Origin of the sequence: Xanthomonas prunicola, assembly GCF_002846205.1 — a bacterium.
Taxonomy (GTDB): Bacteria; Pseudomonadota; Gammaproteobacteria; order Xanthomonadales; family Xanthomonadaceae; genus Xanthomonas; species Xanthomonas prunicola.
On record NZ_PHKV01000005.1, the window covers coordinates 144,161 to 160,881 of the forward strand.

Sequence of the window (16,721 nt, forward strand, 5' to 3'; positions counted from 1 at the left end):
GAGCCGCTTTCACATGTGGAACAAGGCCGGATTTACCCGTGTGGCTGGTAGTACAACGTCATCGCCGCTGCGACATCGCAGATCGTAGATCACCATGCACCGGCTACGCCATTGCTTAGATATCGCCGGCGGCTGCGCATCGCAGCGGCATCGTTTGCGCGACAATAGTCATATGAGCAGCCATGACATCTCCCCCGCCGATGCCCGTGCCCGCGCCTTGCAAGGCGCCTTGCTGATCGACATCCGGCAACTGCATGAGCGCGCCAGCGGTCAGGCAGAAGGCGCCTTAGCCATCGCACAGAACGCGGTGGAAACGGAGCCGGCAGCGCATTTGCCCGATCAGACCCGCGAAATCGTACTGATCTGCCAGAGTGGCAAACGCTCGGCGCACGCAGCCGCCATCTTGCGCACGCACGGCTATGCGCAGGTGGCGTCGGTCGCCGGTGGCACCAGTGCCTGGGCCAGCGACGGCCTGCCGTTGGTGCACCCCACGCTGCCGCCGGACGAACAGGATTTTCTTGAGCGCTATTCGCGCCATCTGCGTCTACCGCAGGTCGGCGTGGAAGGTCAGCAGCGCCTTGCGCGTGCGCACGTGCTGCTGGTCGGCGCAGGCGGGTTGGGCTCGCCAGCAGCGCTCTACCTTGCCGCAGCCGGTGTGGGACATCTGCGCATCGCCGACGACGATGTGGTGGACCGCAGCAATCTGCAACGCCAAATTCTGCACACCGAAGACAGCGTCGGCACTGCCAAAGTCGACTCCGCCGCGCAACGCATCGCTGCACTCAACCCGCGCGTGCACATCGACGCGGTGCAGACGCGCGTCAGCGCCGACAATGTGGAAACCTTGCTGCAGGACGTGGATGTGGTGGTGGATGGCGCAGACAATTTTCCTGCGCGCTATTTGCTCAATGATGCCTGCGTCAAACTCGGCAAACCACTGGTCTACGGCGCGGTGCAGCAGTTCGAAGGACAGGTCAGCGTGTTCGATGCCGGCCGCAGCCGCGGCCATGCGCCCTGCTACCGCTGCCTGTTTCCCGAACCGCCGCCACCGGAATTCGCACCCAGCTGTGCCGAGGCTGGCGTGCTCGGCGTGCTGCCCGGTGTCATCGGGTTATTGCAGGCCACCGAGGTGATCAAGTTGCTGCTCGACATCGGCGACAGCCTGACTGGCCGCCTGCTCAGCTTCGATGCGCTAGCGATGCGGTTTCGCGACATCCGCTTGCCGCCGGATCCGCACTGCCCGGTGTGTGCGCCTGGCGTGGTCTTTAGCGGCTATGCGGATTACGCGGCATTCTGCGGCAGTGCGGTTGGCTGAGAGCAGCTGACAGTGGCTGTGTGGTGTCAGCCTGCTGACTGATTGGCTTGCCACCGATGCAATGCAACGTGTGTTGCTGCTTTGCGCATTTCGGCGTGGGCGTCGATTGCTATCTTGCGCCGTACCCTCACTCCTCTGCCGACCGGAGAGGGGCTACAACGCGACGCGCACTCGCTTGTCCAGGTTTTCGCGTTTACACCACGACACAGACACCTCAAGCAACAGAAGAAACTCATCCGGCATGTGGGAGATTCTCGTCCCGCACCTCGCGACGTCATGACTCATTCGCCATCGCCCTCAACAATGCGCGGCAGGTAGCCGAGCACAATCGATCCATCAAACGCTCACAACGCGTAAGGAATCACCCGCACAACCTCGCCGGCGTCGAAACGCCGCGCCTGCTCTGGCAGCACGATCAAGGCATTGCTGTCGGCCGCGCCACGCAATAGATGCGACGCATCGCCGCGGTGCGGTAGCGCGGTCAGCCGCCCGTCTTCGCCGCACTCCAACCGTCCACGCAGGAATTCCAGGCGTTCGTGGCGCTTTTCCCAGGGGCTTGCCAACGCGGCATGCCAGACCGGGCGCGCTTCGCTGCGCCCCTGCAATTCATCCAGCAATGGCACGCCGTAGGCAATCAGCGTTGCCAGCACCGAGACCGGGTTGCCCGGCAGACCCAGCACCAGGCAACGGCCGATCTGCCCCAGCACCGCCGGCATGCCCGGGCGCATGCGCACGCGCCAGAAGTGGATGCGGCCCAGTTCGCCGATCAAACGGGGCAGATAATCCTTTTCGCCGGCAGAGACGCCGCCGCAGGTAATCACCACATCGAACGCAGCGGCCGCATCTTCCAGCATGGTGCGGATGCGCTGCGGGTCGTCCGGCAAGGTCGGCCAGGCGGTTGGCGCATAGCCCAGCGCACGCAGCTGCGCCATCAGCATGTCGCGGTTGCTGTTGTAGATCTGTCCCGGCCCAAGCGGCATGCCCGGCTCGATCAGTTCATCGCCGGTAGCCAGCACCGCAATGGTCGGGCGTGGCGCAACCGCAAGGCGTGATACACCTAGCGCAGCAGCCAGACCGATACGCGCCGGCGTCAGCACCTGCCCGGTCTGTATCACCAGATCGCCGGCACGCACGTCGCTACCGACCAGGCGTACGGCAGCGCCCGCTGAAGGCGCGGTTCGAAACCGTACGCTGCCGTCGCGCTCGTCGGCGTCCTCCTTTGGAATCACGGTGTCGGCACCATCCGGCAGCGGCGCACCTGTGGTAATGCGCAGGCATTGCCCGGCGCTCAGCGTGCCTGCGCAACGCTCGCCGGCAAACTGTTCGCCGACCAGTTGCAACGACGCATCGCCGTCAGCAACATCGGCGTGCCGTAGCGCAAAGCCATCCATCGCGCTGTTGGCAAATGGCGGCAGTGCCAGAGGTGCAATCAAATCGCCGGCACAGATCCGCCCATCGGCGCGCGAGATGGCGATGTTTTCATCCGGCGGACGGTTGCTGGCCGCGACAGCGCGCAGAATCTGCAGCGCCTGCGCGTAAGGAATGCGGGAAGGATAGTCAGTCATGGCGCGCAGGATACCAGTGCGCCGCCAACGCGAAGGATGCCGGCATCACTCGGCCGCCAAAGCAGGAGATGGGCTTTGAGAACGCACTGCGCTGCGAGTGAATTTCGATTGCGCATGAGCGCGCGGCCCCCGTGCCGGCAACTGCCTCGAGTGTCGGTCAAACACTCAGGAGGAAGCCCAGAACGCTCAGAACCCCGACTACAAGCAACCAATTAAAACGCGCAGCCCAACGGTCTAAGCCCCTGCCACACCACCTGAACATCACGCTCAGGCGGCCTGCGCGCAATTACTTCCCTTTGACGTGCCGCATCAGGCGCCGCTTGCGGGCGACCTGCCGATCGGAGAGCGGATTCTTCTTGCCCTCGTACGGGTTTGCGCCTTCGCGGAAGATGAAACGCACCGGCGTGCCGACCAGCTTGAAACGCTTGCGGAAGAAATTTTCCAAATAGCGCTTATAAGACTCCGGCAACACCTTCAGACGCGTGCCATGCACAATAAAGGTCGGCGGATTCGCCCCGCCCGGATGCACATAGCGCAGTTTGGAGACATGGCCGCGAATGCTCGGTGGCGGGTTGGTCTCATACGCGATTTCCAGCGCTTGGTTCACTTCGCTGGTGCTGAATTCGTGCGTCGCCGATGCGTGCGCACGGTGAATCGCCTGGAACAGCTCGCGCATGCCCGAACCATGCAATGCAGAAATCCGCACCGCCTCTGCCCAGCTGACGAAGCCCAGCTTGCGCGAGAGCAGATCTTCGGCCTGCGCCCGCTGATAGTCGCTTTGCCCATCCCACTTGTTGATCGCCACGACCAACGCGCGGCCGGCGTCCAAGATCGCGCCGAGAATCGTCGCATCCTGATCGGTCACGCCTTCGGTGGCGTCCAGCATCAAGACTGCGACCTGGCATTGCTCGATCGCCTGCAGCGTCTTGAACGCACTGAATTTCTCGACCGCCTCTTCCACCTTGCCGCGACGGCGCAAGCCGGCGGTATCGATCAGGCGGTACTGACGGCCATCGCGCTCCAGGTCCACCGCGATCGAATCACGCGTGGTGCCCGGGACTTCCGATGCGATCATGCGTTCTTCGCCCAGCAGGCGATTGACCAGCGTCGACTTGCCCACATTCGGACGGCCGACAAAGGCGATACGCACGCGTGCCGGGTCGTTGTCCAGCAATTCGCCGGATCCTTCTTCCGGCAGCCGTGCAGCCACCTCTTCGAGCAATTCATCAATGCCCTGCCGGTGCGCAGCAGACAGCGCCACCACGTCGGAGAAGCCGTAGCGCGCAAATTCCGAGCGCACGGTTTCTTCGTCGGTGCCATCGATCTTGTTGATCACCAACACGGTCGGCCGCGCCAGTTTGCGCAACCAGGCCAGGATTTCGTCATCGAGCGACGATGCGCCTTCGCGGCCATCGACCACGAATAGCACCAGATCGGCTTCGCCGGCGGCGGCACGTGCCTGGCGCGCAGTGGCGCCGGCAAGGCCTTCCTCGTCGCCGGCAATACCGCCGGTATCGACGACGATGAAGGGTTGCTGCTCGTCGAGACGGCAGACCCCGTAGTTACGGTCGCGGGTAACGCCGGGCTGGTCGTGGACCAACGCGTCGCGGGTGCGCGTCAGCGCATTGAAGATGGTGGACTTGCCGACATTGGGCCGTCCAACCAGGGCGACCAGGGGCAGCATCGCAAGGTCCTTATTGTGCCAACCGGAAGGCGGTGAGATCGCCGTCGGTGTTTTGTACCAGCAAGATGCCATCAACGACCTGCGGTTGCGCCAGCAGCGTGTCGCGTCCAGCGCGCGCGCGCGCGGCCAACGCACCGTCGCTGAGTTTCAGCCAGTGCAGGTAGCCCTTGTAATCGCCGACCACGGCGTAATCGCCCTGGATGGCCACACCGGTCAGCGAACGACGTGCCAAGGCAGCCTGCGACCACATCGCCGCACCGCTGCTCTTGTCCAGGCCCCACACAGAACCCGCGTTGTCCGATACAACCACGACGGCCGACGACACACCGACGCCGCCGGCGCCACCGTGATCGCGCGTCCACAGCGGGCGTCCGCTCGGGCCTTCCAGTGCGAGAGTTTCGTTCTTGAAGCTGGTTGCATACAGCGTGGTGCCATCCAACACAGGCGCGCCGTCGACGTCGGACATGCGCTCCAGCTCGGTACGACCTTCCGGCACGCCGATGGCCTGCTCCCACAATGGACGACCGTCCTGTAGCGCCAGCGCACTCAAGGTTCCGCTGTCGTTGCCCACGAACACCACGCCCGGGCCAGTGACGATCGGCGCGTTACCGCGCACCGACAAGGTCGGACCTTCTTCGGCATGGAACCAGCGACGCTCGCCGGTAGCCGCATCGAACGCGGTCACGCGACCGTCGTTGCTGCGCACCAGGACCAAATTCTGCGCGATGGCCGGCGCGGCGATTACTTCATTGGGCACCTTGGCACGCCACTTTTCAGTGCCGTCAGCCTGGTTCAACGCGATCACATCGCCGGACAGGCTACCGATGACCACCAAGCCTTCGCCGACACCGGGACCGCCGGACAGGCGCTGCTTGAACTTGCGGTCGTTACGTTCTTCTTTCTTGGGCTTGTATTCCCACACGCGCTTGCCGGTCTGCAGGTCCAGTGCCTGCACGCCACCGGTAATCGCCGCTGCATACACCTTGCCATCGGCCACGGCCGGGCGCTGACGTACGCCGATATGCCCTTCACCCTTGCCAACGCCGGTGGACCAGATCTTCTCGACCTTGACCGACGGCTCGAACTTCACCAGCTCGGCAGGTTCCTGCGCCTTCTTGGCAGCAGCGTCCTTCCCGGCAAACCAGCCCTTGACGGTGCTGCAGCCAGCCAGCGACAGACCCATCACGGCAATCAACGCAACGCGCTTATACATATCAACCTGCTTCATCAAATCTGCTCCGCCGGATCGGGCACTTTGCCACCCACATCCATCAGCTTGGTTTCCAGCAACCGGCGCTGCGGCGAAGCCACATCCACCGTGGTCAGGGCCTTGGTATACAACGCACGCGCTTCATCCGGCTTGCCCTGCGCCACCAACGCGTCGGCGCGGATCTCCAGGCTGGCGTGGTCCTGCGCATCGGCCAGCAGCTTGATCGCCTCGTCCGGCTTGCCGCTTTCGGTCAGCACGCGCGCCAAGCGCTGCTGCACGATCTGCTTGAGCTCGCCTTCGGCTGGGACGTCGCGCAACGTCTTGATTGCTTCAGCGTTCTTGCCGGCGTCGACTTGCGCCTTGGCCAGGCGTAGCGCTGCCAGTTCGGCGTAAATGCCACCCTTGCCGTCGTCCAGCGCCACGATGTCCTTGGCTGCCTTGTCCAGGTCTTTGGCCTGGATCGACTTGACCACCGCCTCGTAGCGGGTATTGGCCTCGACCAACTCGGTGTTGGTGTGCTTCTGCCACCACTGCCAACCCAGGATCAGAGCCAGTCCAACCAGGACGCCGCCCACCAGACCCGCGCCATTGTTTCTCAACCAGGAACGAACGCGTTCGCCTTGTTCGTGTTCGTCCAGCAGATCGTCGATCGCCATGCGTACTCTCGCTCCGTCATCCCGGAGGCGCGGAACATCAAAAGGAATAAATGAAAAACCGCAGTCCGCTTCACTCGGAAGCAGGTACCACGGAGCCGTCGGAGGATACCGCAAAACGGGCCACGTTAGCGCGCTGGAACGGTTTCACATCGACAATACTGCCGCCTTGCTGAACCTGTACCGCCGACGCATTGCCGAGCACGATGCGACCCACCTGACCCGGCGAATACGTGCGACGTTCGCCGGCACGTACGAGTGCTTTTTCGACCGCAGTGCCGTCCGGCGCCAGGATCTGCACCCAACTGTCGCCGCTGAAATTCAACGACAAACTGCCGCCCGGGGCAGCTGCCGCGGCAGGCACCTGGGCGTCGGCGGCGGCACGTGGCACCGGGGTCATCGATGCGATATATGGCGCGGGCTGCTCGCGCGGCACGGGAGCCGGCGGCGTTACAGGAGTCCCTGGCGCAGCCGACTTCGCAGCCTCCGGCATGCTGTCCAACGACACCGTGCTTGGCGCCTTGCCATCCAGATGCGAGCGCGTGGCATACCAGACCGGCACCGCGAACACGCCGGTAATGACCACGTACATGGCCTTACGCGCGGTACTTTCGAGAATGCGCCGCGCACGTGGCGTATGCGTGTGACTGATCAGCTTGACCGGTTCGATCGGCGCGATGGTCGCCTGCTGCATGAGCGGCTCCAGGTCGACCTGCAGCAAGCGCGCATAGCTGCGCAGTTGCCCGCGCACGAACACGGGCGCGCCCAGACGCTGCCAGTCCTCCTGCTCCAACGAACGCACCACATGCGACGGCATGCGCAGCTTGCCAGCCACCTCGTCCACGCTCAGACCTGCCGCCTCGCGCGCTTCGCGCAAATGCTGTCCGCAGCCCTTTTCCTGCTCGAAAAGGTTCGGGTTGGAATCACTGATCACAATGCATTGGCCCCGGGAGTAGCGGTCGCTGCGTCAGGGAATTCCTTGACCAACCGCTGTTGGTAACGGCCGGCAGCTACCTTGTCGCCTAGCCCTTGCTCAATCTGAATGGCGAGTTGTAACACGGAAGCAGTCGCCGGTGCAGCCGAAAGACGTCGTTCGATAAAAGCGCGGGCTTCGAAATAATTGCGACGCCCCGCTTCCAGGCGCGCCATTGATTCGAGCGCATATGGATTATCCGGATCTAGATCGAGCGCTTTGCGCAGATCACCCGCAGCGCGTTCGGACTGCCCCGCCTTGATCGCGCACCCGCCAGCATTTCCCAGTGCAGACGCGGGAGACGCGTACGTACGATCAGCCAATGCACGATCGAACCAGGTCAACGCCTCAGCTGGCGACCCATTGGCACACAACCAGGCGCCGTAGTTGTTCAGCACGTCGCCGCGCTGCGGCGCGAGTTCCGCAGCGCGCCGGTACGACGCACCAGCAGCTGCTGTCTCGCCCTTGGCACCCTGAATCAGCGCCAGCAAGCCAATGGCATCCACCGATTGCGCATCCTTTTTCAGGGCAGCACGCACCTGTTCTTCGGCACTGGCGTAATCGCCGGTCTGCAGACGATTACGGGCGAGGCCGAGTTTCTCCTGCACCGCCAGACGGCTCTTGGTCTCAGAGCTATCGCGGAATGAATACACCGGCGAGACCTCTTCCACGGTCTTGACCGACCCTGCCTTGGCATTACGCCCACCGCAGCCGACCGCACACAGCGCGATCGCCACCGCCGCCATTAACGCGAGTTCACGCTGCCGCATCTCGATCGCCCTGCCCTTCCAATGTGCGGCGGAACTCCGCCTGGCGACGGGTACGGTCCATGACCTGCCCCTTGAGCTGCCCGCATGCGGCGTCGATGTCGTCGCCACGGGTGCGGCGAACCATCGTCAGCACCTGCGCATCGAGCAGAATTTTCTGGAACGCGCGAATCTCCGTCTCGCCCGAACGCTCATAGCGCGTGCCCGGGAACGGATTGAACGGAATCAGATTGACCTTGCCGGCGTCCTTGGACTGCACCGCATTATCGAACTGACGCATCAGTCTCGCCAGCTGGCGCGCATGCTCCGGCTGGTCGTTGATGCCCTTCATCAAGGTGTATTCGAAGGTCACCGAGTCGCGTTTCTTGCTGCCGCGCAGATAACGCGCGCACGACTCCATCAACTCGGCGATCGGGTACTTCTTGTTCAACGGCACCAGGCTTTCGCGCAGCGCGTCGTTGGCCGCATGCAGCGACACTGCCAGCGAGACGTCGCTTTCGGTGGAGAGCCGGTCGATCATCGGCACCAGGCCGGAAGTCGACAACGTCACCCGCTTGCTGGCCAGCCCATAGCCGAGGTCGTCGCGCATCACGCTCATCGCGCGCACGACATTGTCGAAATTCATCAGCGGCTCGCCCATGCCCATCATCACCACGTTGGTGAGACGACGCTGCTGGTGCGGCACATTGCCCAAATGGCGCGCCGCCACCCACACCTGACCGATGATTTCGGCAGTGGTGAGGTTGCGGTTGAAGCCCTGGGTGGCGGTTGAGCAAAAGGTGCAGTTCAAGCCGCAGCCGACCTGGGAGGACACGCACAGCGTGCCGCGGCCCTTGTCGGGGATATACACGGTTTCGATGGCGTTCTTGCCGTCGGTGCCCATGGCCAGCAGCCATTTGTGGGTGCCGTCGGTCGAAGGCTTGTCGAACACGACATTCGGGACGAGGACCTCGGCGTGCTGGTGCAACTTCGCACGCAGTGCCTTGCCGAGGTCGGTCATCTGGTCGAAATCGGTGACGTAGCGGTGGTGAATCCACTTCATCACCTGATGGGCACGGTAACGCGCCTCGCCGAGCGTGTCGGCGAAGAAGCGCTCCAGACCCTCGCGATCGAGGTCGAGCAGGTTCTGCTTGCGCGGTTCCGAAGTGCGGACGGGAATGTCCTGCAACACGGAGGGGATCACGACCTCATTCACGATTCGACTCTCTCGGCCTCAGCGCGAGACCACTTCGGTAGCAGCAAAGAAATACGCGACTTCGTTGGCAGCGTTCTCGACCGAATCCGAGCCGTGAGCGGCATTGGCATCGATCGAGTCGGCGAAGTCGGCGCGGATGGTGCCCGGCGCAGCGTCCTTGGGATTGGTCGCGCCCAGCAGGTCGCGGTGTGCAGCAACGGCGTTCTCGCCTTCCAGCGCCTGGATCATCACCGGGCCGGAGATCATGAACTCGACCAGCGCGTTGAAGAACGGACGCTCACGGTGCACGGCGTAGAAGCCTTCGGCTTCGCGGCGCGACAGCTGCTTGTACTTGGCGGCCACGACTTTCAGGCCGGCCTTCTCGAAGCGGCTGTAGATTTCGCCGATGACGTTCTTGGCGACGGCGTCGGGCTTGATGATGGACAGGGTGCGCTCCAGCGCCATTGGGAATTCTCCGTTGGGCGGGCCACTGAAGGCCCGAGGTTATCATGAAAAAAACCCGCGTCAAAACGCGGGCTTAGGCTTCTTTGCGATGGTCAATTCTATCCCGTCGCAGATCCGTTTGCACACCGCCCCCTGAATCGTGCTGCATTGCGGCATGACCTGTCGGCAATTGAGCCCGTAGACTCAAACAATCGTTTGATTGAGCTTTATCCCTGCGCATGCCCAAGCCCGCCCACTTCTCCACGAAAGACCGCATTCTCGGTGCGGCCGAGGAGCTGTTCGCCCAGCACGGGTTCGCCGGCACCTCGCTGCGCCAACTCACCACCCAGGCCGACGTCAACATCGCGGCGGTCAATTACCACTTCGGCTCCAAGGAAAACCTGGTCAACGAGGTGTTTCGCCGGCGCATGGACGAGATGACCACGGCGCGGTTGCAGCAGCTGGAAGCGGCGAAGAAGTCGCAGCCCGGCGAGCTCACGGCTGTGCTCGCAGCTTTCGTCGAGCCGGCGCTGGCAATGGCGCAGGACCGCCAGAACGGCGGCGCCTTCGTACGCGTGATCGCACGCGCCTATGCCGAAAAGAACGACAACTTGCGCAAGTTCCTGTCCGACCACTACGGCCATGTCTTGCGCGAATTCGGCAAGGCCATCGCCGGCTGCGTACCGGGCCTGAGCAAGGAAGAGCTGTACTGGCGCCTGGACTTCCTCGCCGGTGCGCTGACCTATGCCATGGCCGATTTCGGTCTCATCAAGCGTCCGCCGGGCGTCAGCGAGGCCGACCACCGTGCGCGTGCCGCGCGCGAACTCATTCGTTTCGCCGAACCCGGTTTCCGTGCTCATTCCACACCGTAAACGTTCCACAAGAGGCTTATCGCTATGTCCAATCCGTTGCTAGTCCGTCGTGCCGCCGTGCTCGGTGCCGGCGTCATGGGCGCGCAGATCGCCGCGCACCTCACCAATGCCGGTGTCGATACCGTGCTGTTCGACCTGCCTGCCAAGGAAGGTCCCGCCGACGGCATCGTGCTCAAGGCGATTGCCAATCTCGGCAAGCTCAGCCCCGCCCCGCTCGCCAGCAAGGCGCTGGCCGAGGCGATCACACCGGCCAACTACGAGAGCGGCCTGGAACAGCTGCGCGACTGCGACCTGATCATCGAGGCGATCGCCGAGCGGATGGACTGGAAGCAGGACCTGTACAAGAAGATCGCGCCGTTCGTGTCCGAGCATGCGGTGCTGGCGTCCAACACGTCCGGCCTTGGCATCAACAAGCTCTCCGACGTACTGCCGGAGCAATTGCGCCATCGCTTCTGCGGCGTGCATTTCTTCAACCCCCCGCGCTACATGCACCTGGCCGAGCTGATCCCGGCCAAGGGCACCGACAAGGCCGTGCTCGAAGGTCTCGAAGCCTTCCTGGTGACCACGCTCGGCAAGGGCGTGGTGTACGCCAAGGACACGCCCAACTTCATCGGCAACCGCATCGGCGTGTTCTCGATCCTGTCCACCATCCATCACACTCAGGAATTCGCACTGGGTTTCGATGAAGTGGACGGCCTGACCGGCCCACTGGTCGGGCGCCCGAAGTCGGCGACCTACCGTACCTCCGACGTGGTGGGCCTGGACACCATGGCGCACGTGATCAAGACCATGGGCGACACCCTGCCGGACGACCCGTGGCACCAGTATTTCAAGTCGCCCAAGTGGCTGGATTCGCTGATCGGCAAGGGTGCGCTGGGCCAGAAGGTCGGCGCCGGCATCTTCCGCAAGGTCGGCAAGGACATCGTGGTGCTGGATCTGGAAAAGCAGGATTACCGCGCCGCCGATCGCACTGCCGCATCCGAGGTGGTGGAGATCCTCAAGATCAAGAACCCGGCGGAAAAGTTCGCCAAGCTACGCGAAAGCCAGCACCCGCAGGCGCAATTTTTGTGGTCCACGTTCCGCGACCTGTTCCACTACAGCGCCTACCATCTGGCCGATATCGCCGAGACCGCGCGCGATGTGGATCTGGCGATCCGCTGGGGCTACGGCTGGTCGCTCGGCCCGTTCGAGACCTGGCAGGCCGCCGGCTGGAAGCAGGTGGCGCAGTGGATTGCCGAAGACATCTCCAACGGCAAGAGCATGAGCAGTGCACCGTTGCCGAACTGGGTGTTCGACGGTCGCGACGGCGTGCACGGCGCCGAAGGCTCCTACAGCCCGGCGCGCGATGCCAAGCTGCCGCGTTCGGCGCTGCCGGTGTACAAGCGCCAGCGCTTCCCCGATCCGCTGCTGGGCGAGCAGTTCTCGCCGGGCGAGACGGTGTTCGAAAACGACGGCGTGCGCATGTGGCACGACGGCGATGACATCGCCGTGGTCAGCTTCAAGACCAAGATGAACACCGTGTCCGACCACGTGCTCAACGGTCTGCAGGAAGTCGTCGGCCGCGCCGAGAAGGACTTCGCCGGCCTGGTGATCTGGCAGCAGAAGGAGCCCTTCTCCGCCGGTGCCGATCTGGCCGGCGCACTGGGTCTGCTGCAGGCCGGCAAGGTGGACGCGTTCGAAGCGCTGGTCGCCAACTTCCAGGCCACCAGCCAGCGCATCAAATATGCGCAGGTGCCGGTGATTTCGGCCGTGCGCGGCCTGGCGCTGGGCGGCGGTTGCGAGTTCCAGATGCATAGCGCCAAGACCGTGGCCTCGCTGGAAAGCTATATCGGCCTGGTCGAAGCCGGCGTCGGTCTGCTGCCGGCCGGTGGCGGCCTGAAGGAGATCGCGGCGCGGGCCTCGGTGGCTGCAGGTCCGGGCGGCGATGTGTTCGCCGAACTGAAGAAGACCTTCGAAACCGTCGCGATGGCCAAGGTCTCCAACTCGGCAGTCAACGCCCAGGAGCTGGGTCTGCTGCGCACCACCGACAAGATCGTCTTCAACAGCTACGAGGCACTGCACATCGCAAAGGCCGAAGCGCGTGCGCTGGCCGAAGGGGGCTACCGCGCCCCGCTGCCGGCACGCCGCATCCAGGTCGCCGGCGACGTCGGCATCGCCACCTTCAAGATGCTGCTGGTCAACATGCTGGAGGGCCGCTTCATCAGCGAATACGACTACGAAATCGCCACCCGCATCGCCACGGTCGTTTGCGGCGGCGAAGTCGATCGCGGTGCGCTGGTGGACGAAGAATGGCTGCTCAAGCTGGAGCGCAAGCACTTCGTCGAACTGGCCCAGCAGGAAAAGACCCAGGCGCGGATCGGGCACATGCTCAAGACGGGTAAGCCACTCAGGAACTGAGATTCGGGAGTGTGGAATCGGGAATGGGTAAAAGCCCAACCGACTCCCCGCTTCTCCCATTTATTCTGCCGGGTAATGAAAATGGTGAACTCAGGCGAATCCGCAGTTGCGATTCCCGATTCCCCATTCTCGATTCCCGGCTATCGGAGATAGCCATGAGCAAGCAGATTCAAGAAGCCTACATCGTCGCCGCCACCCGTACGCCGGTCGGCAAGGCGCCGAAGGGCGTGTTCCGCAATACCCGTCCCGACGACATGCTGGCGCACGTGTTGCGTGCGGTGGTCGCGCAGGCGCCGGGCATCGACTTGTCGCGCATCGACGACGCCATCATCGGCTGCGCCATGCCCGAGGGCGAGCAAGGCATGAACGTGGCGCGCATCGGCGTGCTGCTGGCGGGCCTGCCCAATACCGTCGCCGGCCAGACCATCAACCGCTTCTGTTCGTCCGGCATCCAGGCCATCGCCATGGCCGCCGACCAGATCCGTCTGGGCAATGCCGATCTGATGCTGGCCGGCGGTACCGAATCGATGTCGATGGTGCCGATGATGGGCAACAAGGTCGCCATGTCGCCGAGCGTGTTCGCCGACGACCACGTGGCCATTGCCTATGGCATGGGCATCACCGCCGAGAAGGTCGCAGAAGAGTGGAAGGTGTCGCGCGAGGATCAGGATGCGTTTGCGCTGGCCTCGCATCAGAAGGCGATCGCGGCGATCGCGGCGGGCGAGTTCCGCGACGAGATCACCCCGTACGAGATCCTTTCGCATCAGCCCGACTTGCAAGGCAATGTCATCGCGCTACGCAAGCGGCTGGTCGATACCGACGAAGGCCCGCGCCCGGACAGCTCGCTCGAAGGCCTGGCCAAGCTGCGCCCGGTGTTCCGCAACGGCCAGTTCGGTGGCAGCGTCACCGCCGGCAACTCCTCGCAGATGAGCGATGGCGCCGGTGCGGTGCTGCTGGCCTCCGAGCAGGCGATCAAGGATTACGGACTGACCCCGCTGGCGCGTTTCGTCAGCTTTTCGGTCGCCGGCGTGCGCCCCGAAGTGATGGGCATCGGCCCGATCGCGGCCATTCCCAAGGCGCTCAAGCAGGCCGGCCTGACCAAGGACCAACTCGACTGGATCGAACTCAACGAAGCCTTCGCCGCGCAGGCCTTGGCGGTCATCCGCGATAGCGAACTGGACCCGTCCAAGGTCAACCCGCTGGGTGGCGCGATCGCCCTCGGCCATCCGCTGGGCGCGACCGGCGCGATCCGTGCCGCAACGCTGGTGCACGGCCTGCGTCGCCGCCAGCAGAAGTACGGCATGGTCACCATGTGCATCGGCACCGGCATGGGCGCGGCGGGCATCATCGAAGCGCTGTAAGCATGCGTTTGACGAGATCGGCCAGAGGGTGTCGATCTCGCGAACGCGATCAGCAGTGACCGAAGGCGTGCGCGAGCACGCCTTCTTTATGCCCAACTGCAACCCATCGTCGGCGGGAGGTGCGCTGCGAGCGGAATCGCTTGCACCAGTCCACATCTGCGGTGGGTGCGCCGCTTGCACCTTGCTGCGCTCTTTTTAGCGACCGCAGCGCTCGGCTGCATCATGGGAACTGCCGCGCCAGCAATGCCGCACAGTCCGAGATAACCGCCGCACGCAATGCGCAGCCCGGAAGCCTTCGCCGGCAACCTTCAGCACCTAAACAAAGGCGCAATGCCTAGCGCGCCACCAGCCACTGGCCTGTCCGCGCGCCCGCAAACACCAGCACCAGCCCGGCCACCAGCGTCACTGCCAGATACACGCCGATCATCGTGGACCGATCGGTGCGCGAAAACACCAGGCATTCCATCATCAGCGACGAGAACGTGGTCAGTCCGCCGATCACGCCGACGATCAACAAGGCCCGCAGCGGCCAGCTCGATGGCCCGCGCGCATCCAGCCAGACCAACAACACCCCCGCGACGAATGAACCGACCAGGTTGACCGTCAGCGTTCCCCACGGAAAACCGGTACCGAAGCGCTGGACCAACGATGCACCAATCGCGAAACGCAGACCGGAACCCAGCGCGCCGCCCGTCATCGCCAGCAGCAGCTGTTGCCACCACACCGGTGCGTTCATGCGTGTACCCCGCTATCGGGGTGAGTCTTCGAAGAAATAGCGTGCGACATCGGCGTCATCCATCCTGAGTCAAGAAGCGATGCCGGGGCACGGACCCGCCGCCCCGGCGGGGGTGGCAGGCATCATCAGCGCGCAGAGTGCGTGCGGTTCAAGGAGGAATGCCATCTCCTGTGCGGGCGATTATGCCGTGGGTTTGCCGGCCTTGTCAGCCCGTGCCTGCGCGCGTGCCTCGCGCAACCGATCCAGCTTTTCTTTCAGCTTGATCTCCATCCCGCGCGGCACCGGGTTGTAGTACACGCGCTCGCCCATCGCATCCGGGAAGCCGGTCTGATCCAGCGCGATGCCGCCCTCGGCATCATGGTCGTACTGATAGTCCTGGCCGTAACCCAGCGTCTTCATCAGCTTGGTCGGCGCATTGCGTAAATGCAGCGGCACCTCTTGCGTACCGCTGGCACGCACTTCGGCCTTGGCCTGATTGAAGGCCGCATAGCCGGCGTTGGATTTGGCGGTGCTGGCCAGGTACAGCACCAGCTGCGCGAAGGCCAGCTCGCCTTCCGGACTGCCGAGACGCTCGTAGATGTCCCAGGCCTCCAGCGCCATGCTCTGCGCGCGCGGATCGGCCAAGCCAATATCCTCGATCGCCATGCGGGTCAGCCGCCGCGCCAGATACGCCGGGTCGCAGCCACCATCGAGCATGCGCGTCAACCAGTAAAGCGCTGCATCCGGGTTGGAACTGCGTACGGATTTATGCAACGCCGAAATCTGGTCGTAGAACTGCTCGCCGTTCTTGTCGAAGCGGCGCGTGCGGTCGGCCAGCACCTGCAGCAGCGTTCGCGGTGTGATCTCACCGCCCTCGCCCGTCGCCAGTTCCGCAGCAATTTCCAATAGCGTCAGTGCCCGGCGTACATCGCCGTCGGCGGCGCTGGCGATTTCCAGCAGCGATGCTTCACTGACCTGGATCGTCTCCTGGCCCAAGCCGCGCTCGGCATCGTGCAAGGCCCGTTGCAAGGCTTCGACGATGTCCTGCGGCGACACGCCTTCCAGCACATGCACGCGGCAGCGCGACAGCAACGCAGAGTTCAACTCGAAGGATGGATTCTCGGTCGTCGCACCGACGAACAGGATGGTGCCGCGCTCGATGTGCGGCAAGAACGCATCCTGCTGCGCCTTGTTGAAGCGATGCACCTCGTCGACGAACAGCACGGTGCGGCGGCCGCTGGCGAACCGCTGCGCGGCCTCGGCCAGCACCTGGCGCACATCGGGCAATCCGGACAACACCGCAGAAATCGCCTTGAATTCGGCATCGGCATAGTGCGCCAGCAACAAGGCCAGCGTGGTCTTGCCGCAGCCCGGCGGGCCCCACAGGATCATCGAATGCACGCGCCCGGATTCGACCGCGCGCCGCAAGGCGCTATCGGCCGCAAGCAAGCGTTTCTGCCCGACCATCTCGTCGAGGGTACGTGGGCGCATCCGCTCTGCCAACGGCCCCATGGCGCTGCGATCAACATGCAGCAGATCGGGCGTGATCGAGTCGGGACGTTTGGCTTTGCTCACCCCTTCATTCTACCGC

General features: G+C 63.9%; 14 protein-coding genes and 1 riboswitch. Of the genes, 4 read left to right on the top strand and 10 right to left on the bottom strand.

The genetic code is table 11. The features are described 5' to 3' along the window. Window positions 1-94: 94 nt before the first annotated feature. Window positions 95-1,315, top strand: coding sequence for a molybdopterin-synthase adenylyltransferase MoeB (gene moeB / locus XpruCFBP8353_RS15815; protein WP_101364075.1), 1,221 nt, complete (start codon window positions 95-97; stop codon window positions 1,313-1,315). Window positions 1,316-1,659: 344 nt separating this feature from the next. On the opposite strand, the gene XpruCFBP8353_RS15820 is transcribed toward moeB, so the two are convergent. From XpruCFBP8353_RS15820 to ndk, 8 genes are all read right to left on the bottom strand, one after another. Continuing rightward, complete coding sequence (locus XpruCFBP8353_RS15820) at window positions 1,660-2,880, bottom strand: molybdopterin molybdotransferase MoeA (protein ID WP_101364076.1); 1,221 nt, start codon at window positions 2,878-2,880, stop codon at window positions 1,660-1,662. Window positions 2,881-3,166: 286 nt separating this feature from the next. Then, window positions 3,167-4,564 carry a ribosome biogenesis GTPase Der gene (der, locus tag XpruCFBP8353_RS15825; RefSeq protein ID WP_010373532.1) on the bottom strand — a complete coding sequence of 466 codons (1,398 nt, stop codon included), beginning with the start codon at window positions 4,562-4,564 and terminating at the stop codon, window positions 3,167-3,169. A 10-nt stretch (window positions 4,565-4,574) separates the two neighbouring features. Continuing rightward, window positions 4,575-5,792: an outer membrane protein assembly factor BamB gene (gene bamB, locus XpruCFBP8353_RS15830; protein ID WP_162301083.1), complete on the bottom strand. Its 1,218-nt coding sequence runs from the start codon at window positions 5,790-5,792 to the stop codon at window positions 4,575-4,577. After that, window positions 5,792-6,430 (bottom strand): YfgM family protein, encoded by a 639-nt coding sequence (locus tag XpruCFBP8353_RS15835; RefSeq protein ID WP_101364078.1) that lies wholly within the window; start codon window positions 6,428-6,430, stop codon window positions 5,792-5,794. Before XpruCFBP8353_RS15835 ends, bamB begins: the two co-directional genes overlap by 1 nt. 70 nt (window positions 6,431-6,500) lie before the next feature. After that, complete coding sequence (locus tag XpruCFBP8353_RS15840; RefSeq protein ID WP_101364079.1) at window positions 6,501-7,361, bottom strand: helix-turn-helix domain-containing protein; 861 nt, start codon at window positions 7,359-7,361, stop codon at window positions 6,501-6,503. Beyond that, window positions 7,358-8,146, bottom strand: coding sequence for a type IV pilus biogenesis/stability protein PilW (gene pilW / locus XpruCFBP8353_RS15845; protein WP_101364080.1), 789 nt, complete (start codon window positions 8,144-8,146; stop codon window positions 7,358-7,360). Before pilW ends, XpruCFBP8353_RS15840 begins: the two co-directional genes overlap by 4 nt. 10 nt (window positions 8,147-8,156) lie before the next feature. Next, entirely contained in the window at window positions 8,157-9,362 is a 1,206-nt protein-coding gene (gene rlmN / locus XpruCFBP8353_RS15850; protein ID WP_101364081.1) for a 23S rRNA (adenine(2503)-C(2))-methyltransferase RlmN, read from the bottom strand. An 18-nt stretch (window positions 9,363-9,380) separates the two neighbouring features. Beyond that, the gene (gene ndk / locus XpruCFBP8353_RS15855) at window positions 9,381-9,806 is read right to left on the bottom strand and encodes a nucleoside-diphosphate kinase (protein ID WP_002812972.1); all 426 of its coding nucleotides are present in this window, start codon (window positions 9,804-9,806) and stop codon (window positions 9,381-9,383) included. 218 nt (window positions 9,807-10,024) lie between these two features. Here ndk and XpruCFBP8353_RS15860 point away from each other — a divergent pair, with 218 nt between their 5' ends. From XpruCFBP8353_RS15860 to XpruCFBP8353_RS15870, 3 genes are all read left to right on the top strand, one after another. After that, on the top strand, window positions 10,025-10,657 hold the full coding sequence (locus XpruCFBP8353_RS15860) for a TetR/AcrR family transcriptional regulator (protein ID WP_101364082.1): 633 nt from the start codon (window positions 10,025-10,027) through the stop codon (window positions 10,655-10,657). 24 nt (window positions 10,658-10,681) lie between these two features. Next, window positions 10,682-13,054, top strand: a complete 2,373-nt coding sequence (locus XpruCFBP8353_RS15865; protein ID WP_101364083.1) for a 3-hydroxyacyl-CoA dehydrogenase/enoyl-CoA hydratase family protein — start codon at window positions 10,682-10,684, stop codon at window positions 13,052-13,054. Window positions 13,055-13,209: 155 nt separating this feature from the next. After that, window positions 13,210-14,415 carry an acetyl-CoA C-acyltransferase gene (locus XpruCFBP8353_RS15870; RefSeq protein ID WP_101364084.1) on the top strand — a complete coding sequence of 402 codons (1,206 nt, stop codon included), beginning with the start codon at window positions 13,210-13,212 and terminating at the stop codon, window positions 14,413-14,415. A 334-nt stretch (window positions 14,416-14,749) separates the two neighbouring features. On the opposite strand, the gene crcB is transcribed toward XpruCFBP8353_RS15870, so the two are convergent. Together crcB and XpruCFBP8353_RS15880 are read right to left on the bottom strand one after the other, a co-directional pair. Continuing rightward, on the bottom strand, window positions 14,750-15,151 hold the full coding sequence (gene crcB, locus XpruCFBP8353_RS15875; RefSeq protein WP_101364085.1) for a fluoride efflux transporter CrcB: 402 nt from the start codon (window positions 15,149-15,151) through the stop codon (window positions 14,750-14,752). A gap of 109 nt (window positions 15,152-15,260) precedes the next feature. Beyond that, a riboswitch (Fluoride riboswitch) is annotated at window positions 15,261-15,329 on the bottom strand. A 2-nt stretch (window positions 15,330-15,331) separates the two neighbouring features. Further along, window positions 15,332-16,705, bottom strand: a complete 1,374-nt coding sequence (locus XpruCFBP8353_RS15880) for a replication-associated recombination protein A (protein WP_040941322.1) — start codon at window positions 16,703-16,705, stop codon at window positions 15,332-15,334. Between the last annotated feature and the right edge of the window lie 16 nt (window positions 16,706-16,721).

What these genes read in the sequence shown, in the direction of transcription:
- moeB (WP_101364075.1), top strand. Translation starts at nt 95, where the DNA reads ATGCACCGGCTACGCCATTGCTTAGATATCGCCGGCGGCTGCGCATCG.
- XpruCFBP8353_RS15820 (WP_101364076.1), bottom strand. Translation starts at nt 2,880, where the DNA reads ATGACTGACTATCCTTCCCGCATTCCTTACGCGCAGGCGCTGCAGATT.
- der (WP_010373532.1), bottom strand. Translation starts at nt 4,564, where the DNA reads ATGCTGCCCCTGGTCGCCCTGGTTGGACGGCCCAATGTCGGCAAGTCC.
- bamB (WP_162301083.1), bottom strand. Translation starts at nt 5,792, where the DNA reads ATGAAGCAGGTTGATATGTATAAGCGCGTTGCGTTGATTGCCGTGATG.
- XpruCFBP8353_RS15835 (WP_101364078.1), bottom strand. Translation starts at nt 6,430, where the DNA reads ATGGCGATCGACGATCTGCTGGACGAACACGAACAAGGCGAACGCGTT.
- pilW (WP_101364080.1), bottom strand. Translation starts at nt 8,146, where the DNA reads ATGGCGGCGGTGGCGATCGCGCTGTGTGCGGTCGGCTGCGGTGGGCGT.
- ndk (WP_002812972.1), bottom strand. Translation starts at nt 9,806, where the DNA reads ATGGCGCTGGAGCGCACCCTGTCCATCATCAAGCCCGACGCCGTCGCC.
- XpruCFBP8353_RS15860 (WP_101364082.1), top strand. Translation starts at nt 10,025, where the DNA reads ATGCCCAAGCCCGCCCACTTCTCCACGAAAGACCGCATTCTCGGTGCG.
- XpruCFBP8353_RS15865 (WP_101364083.1), top strand. Translation starts at nt 10,682, where the DNA reads ATGTCCAATCCGTTGCTAGTCCGTCGTGCCGCCGTGCTCGGTGCCGGC.
- XpruCFBP8353_RS15870 (WP_101364084.1), top strand. Translation starts at nt 13,210, where the DNA reads ATGAGCAAGCAGATTCAAGAAGCCTACATCGTCGCCGCCACCCGTACG.
- crcB (WP_101364085.1), bottom strand. Translation starts at nt 15,151, where the DNA reads ATGAACGCACCGGTGTGGTGGCAACAGCTGCTGCTGGCGATGACGGGC.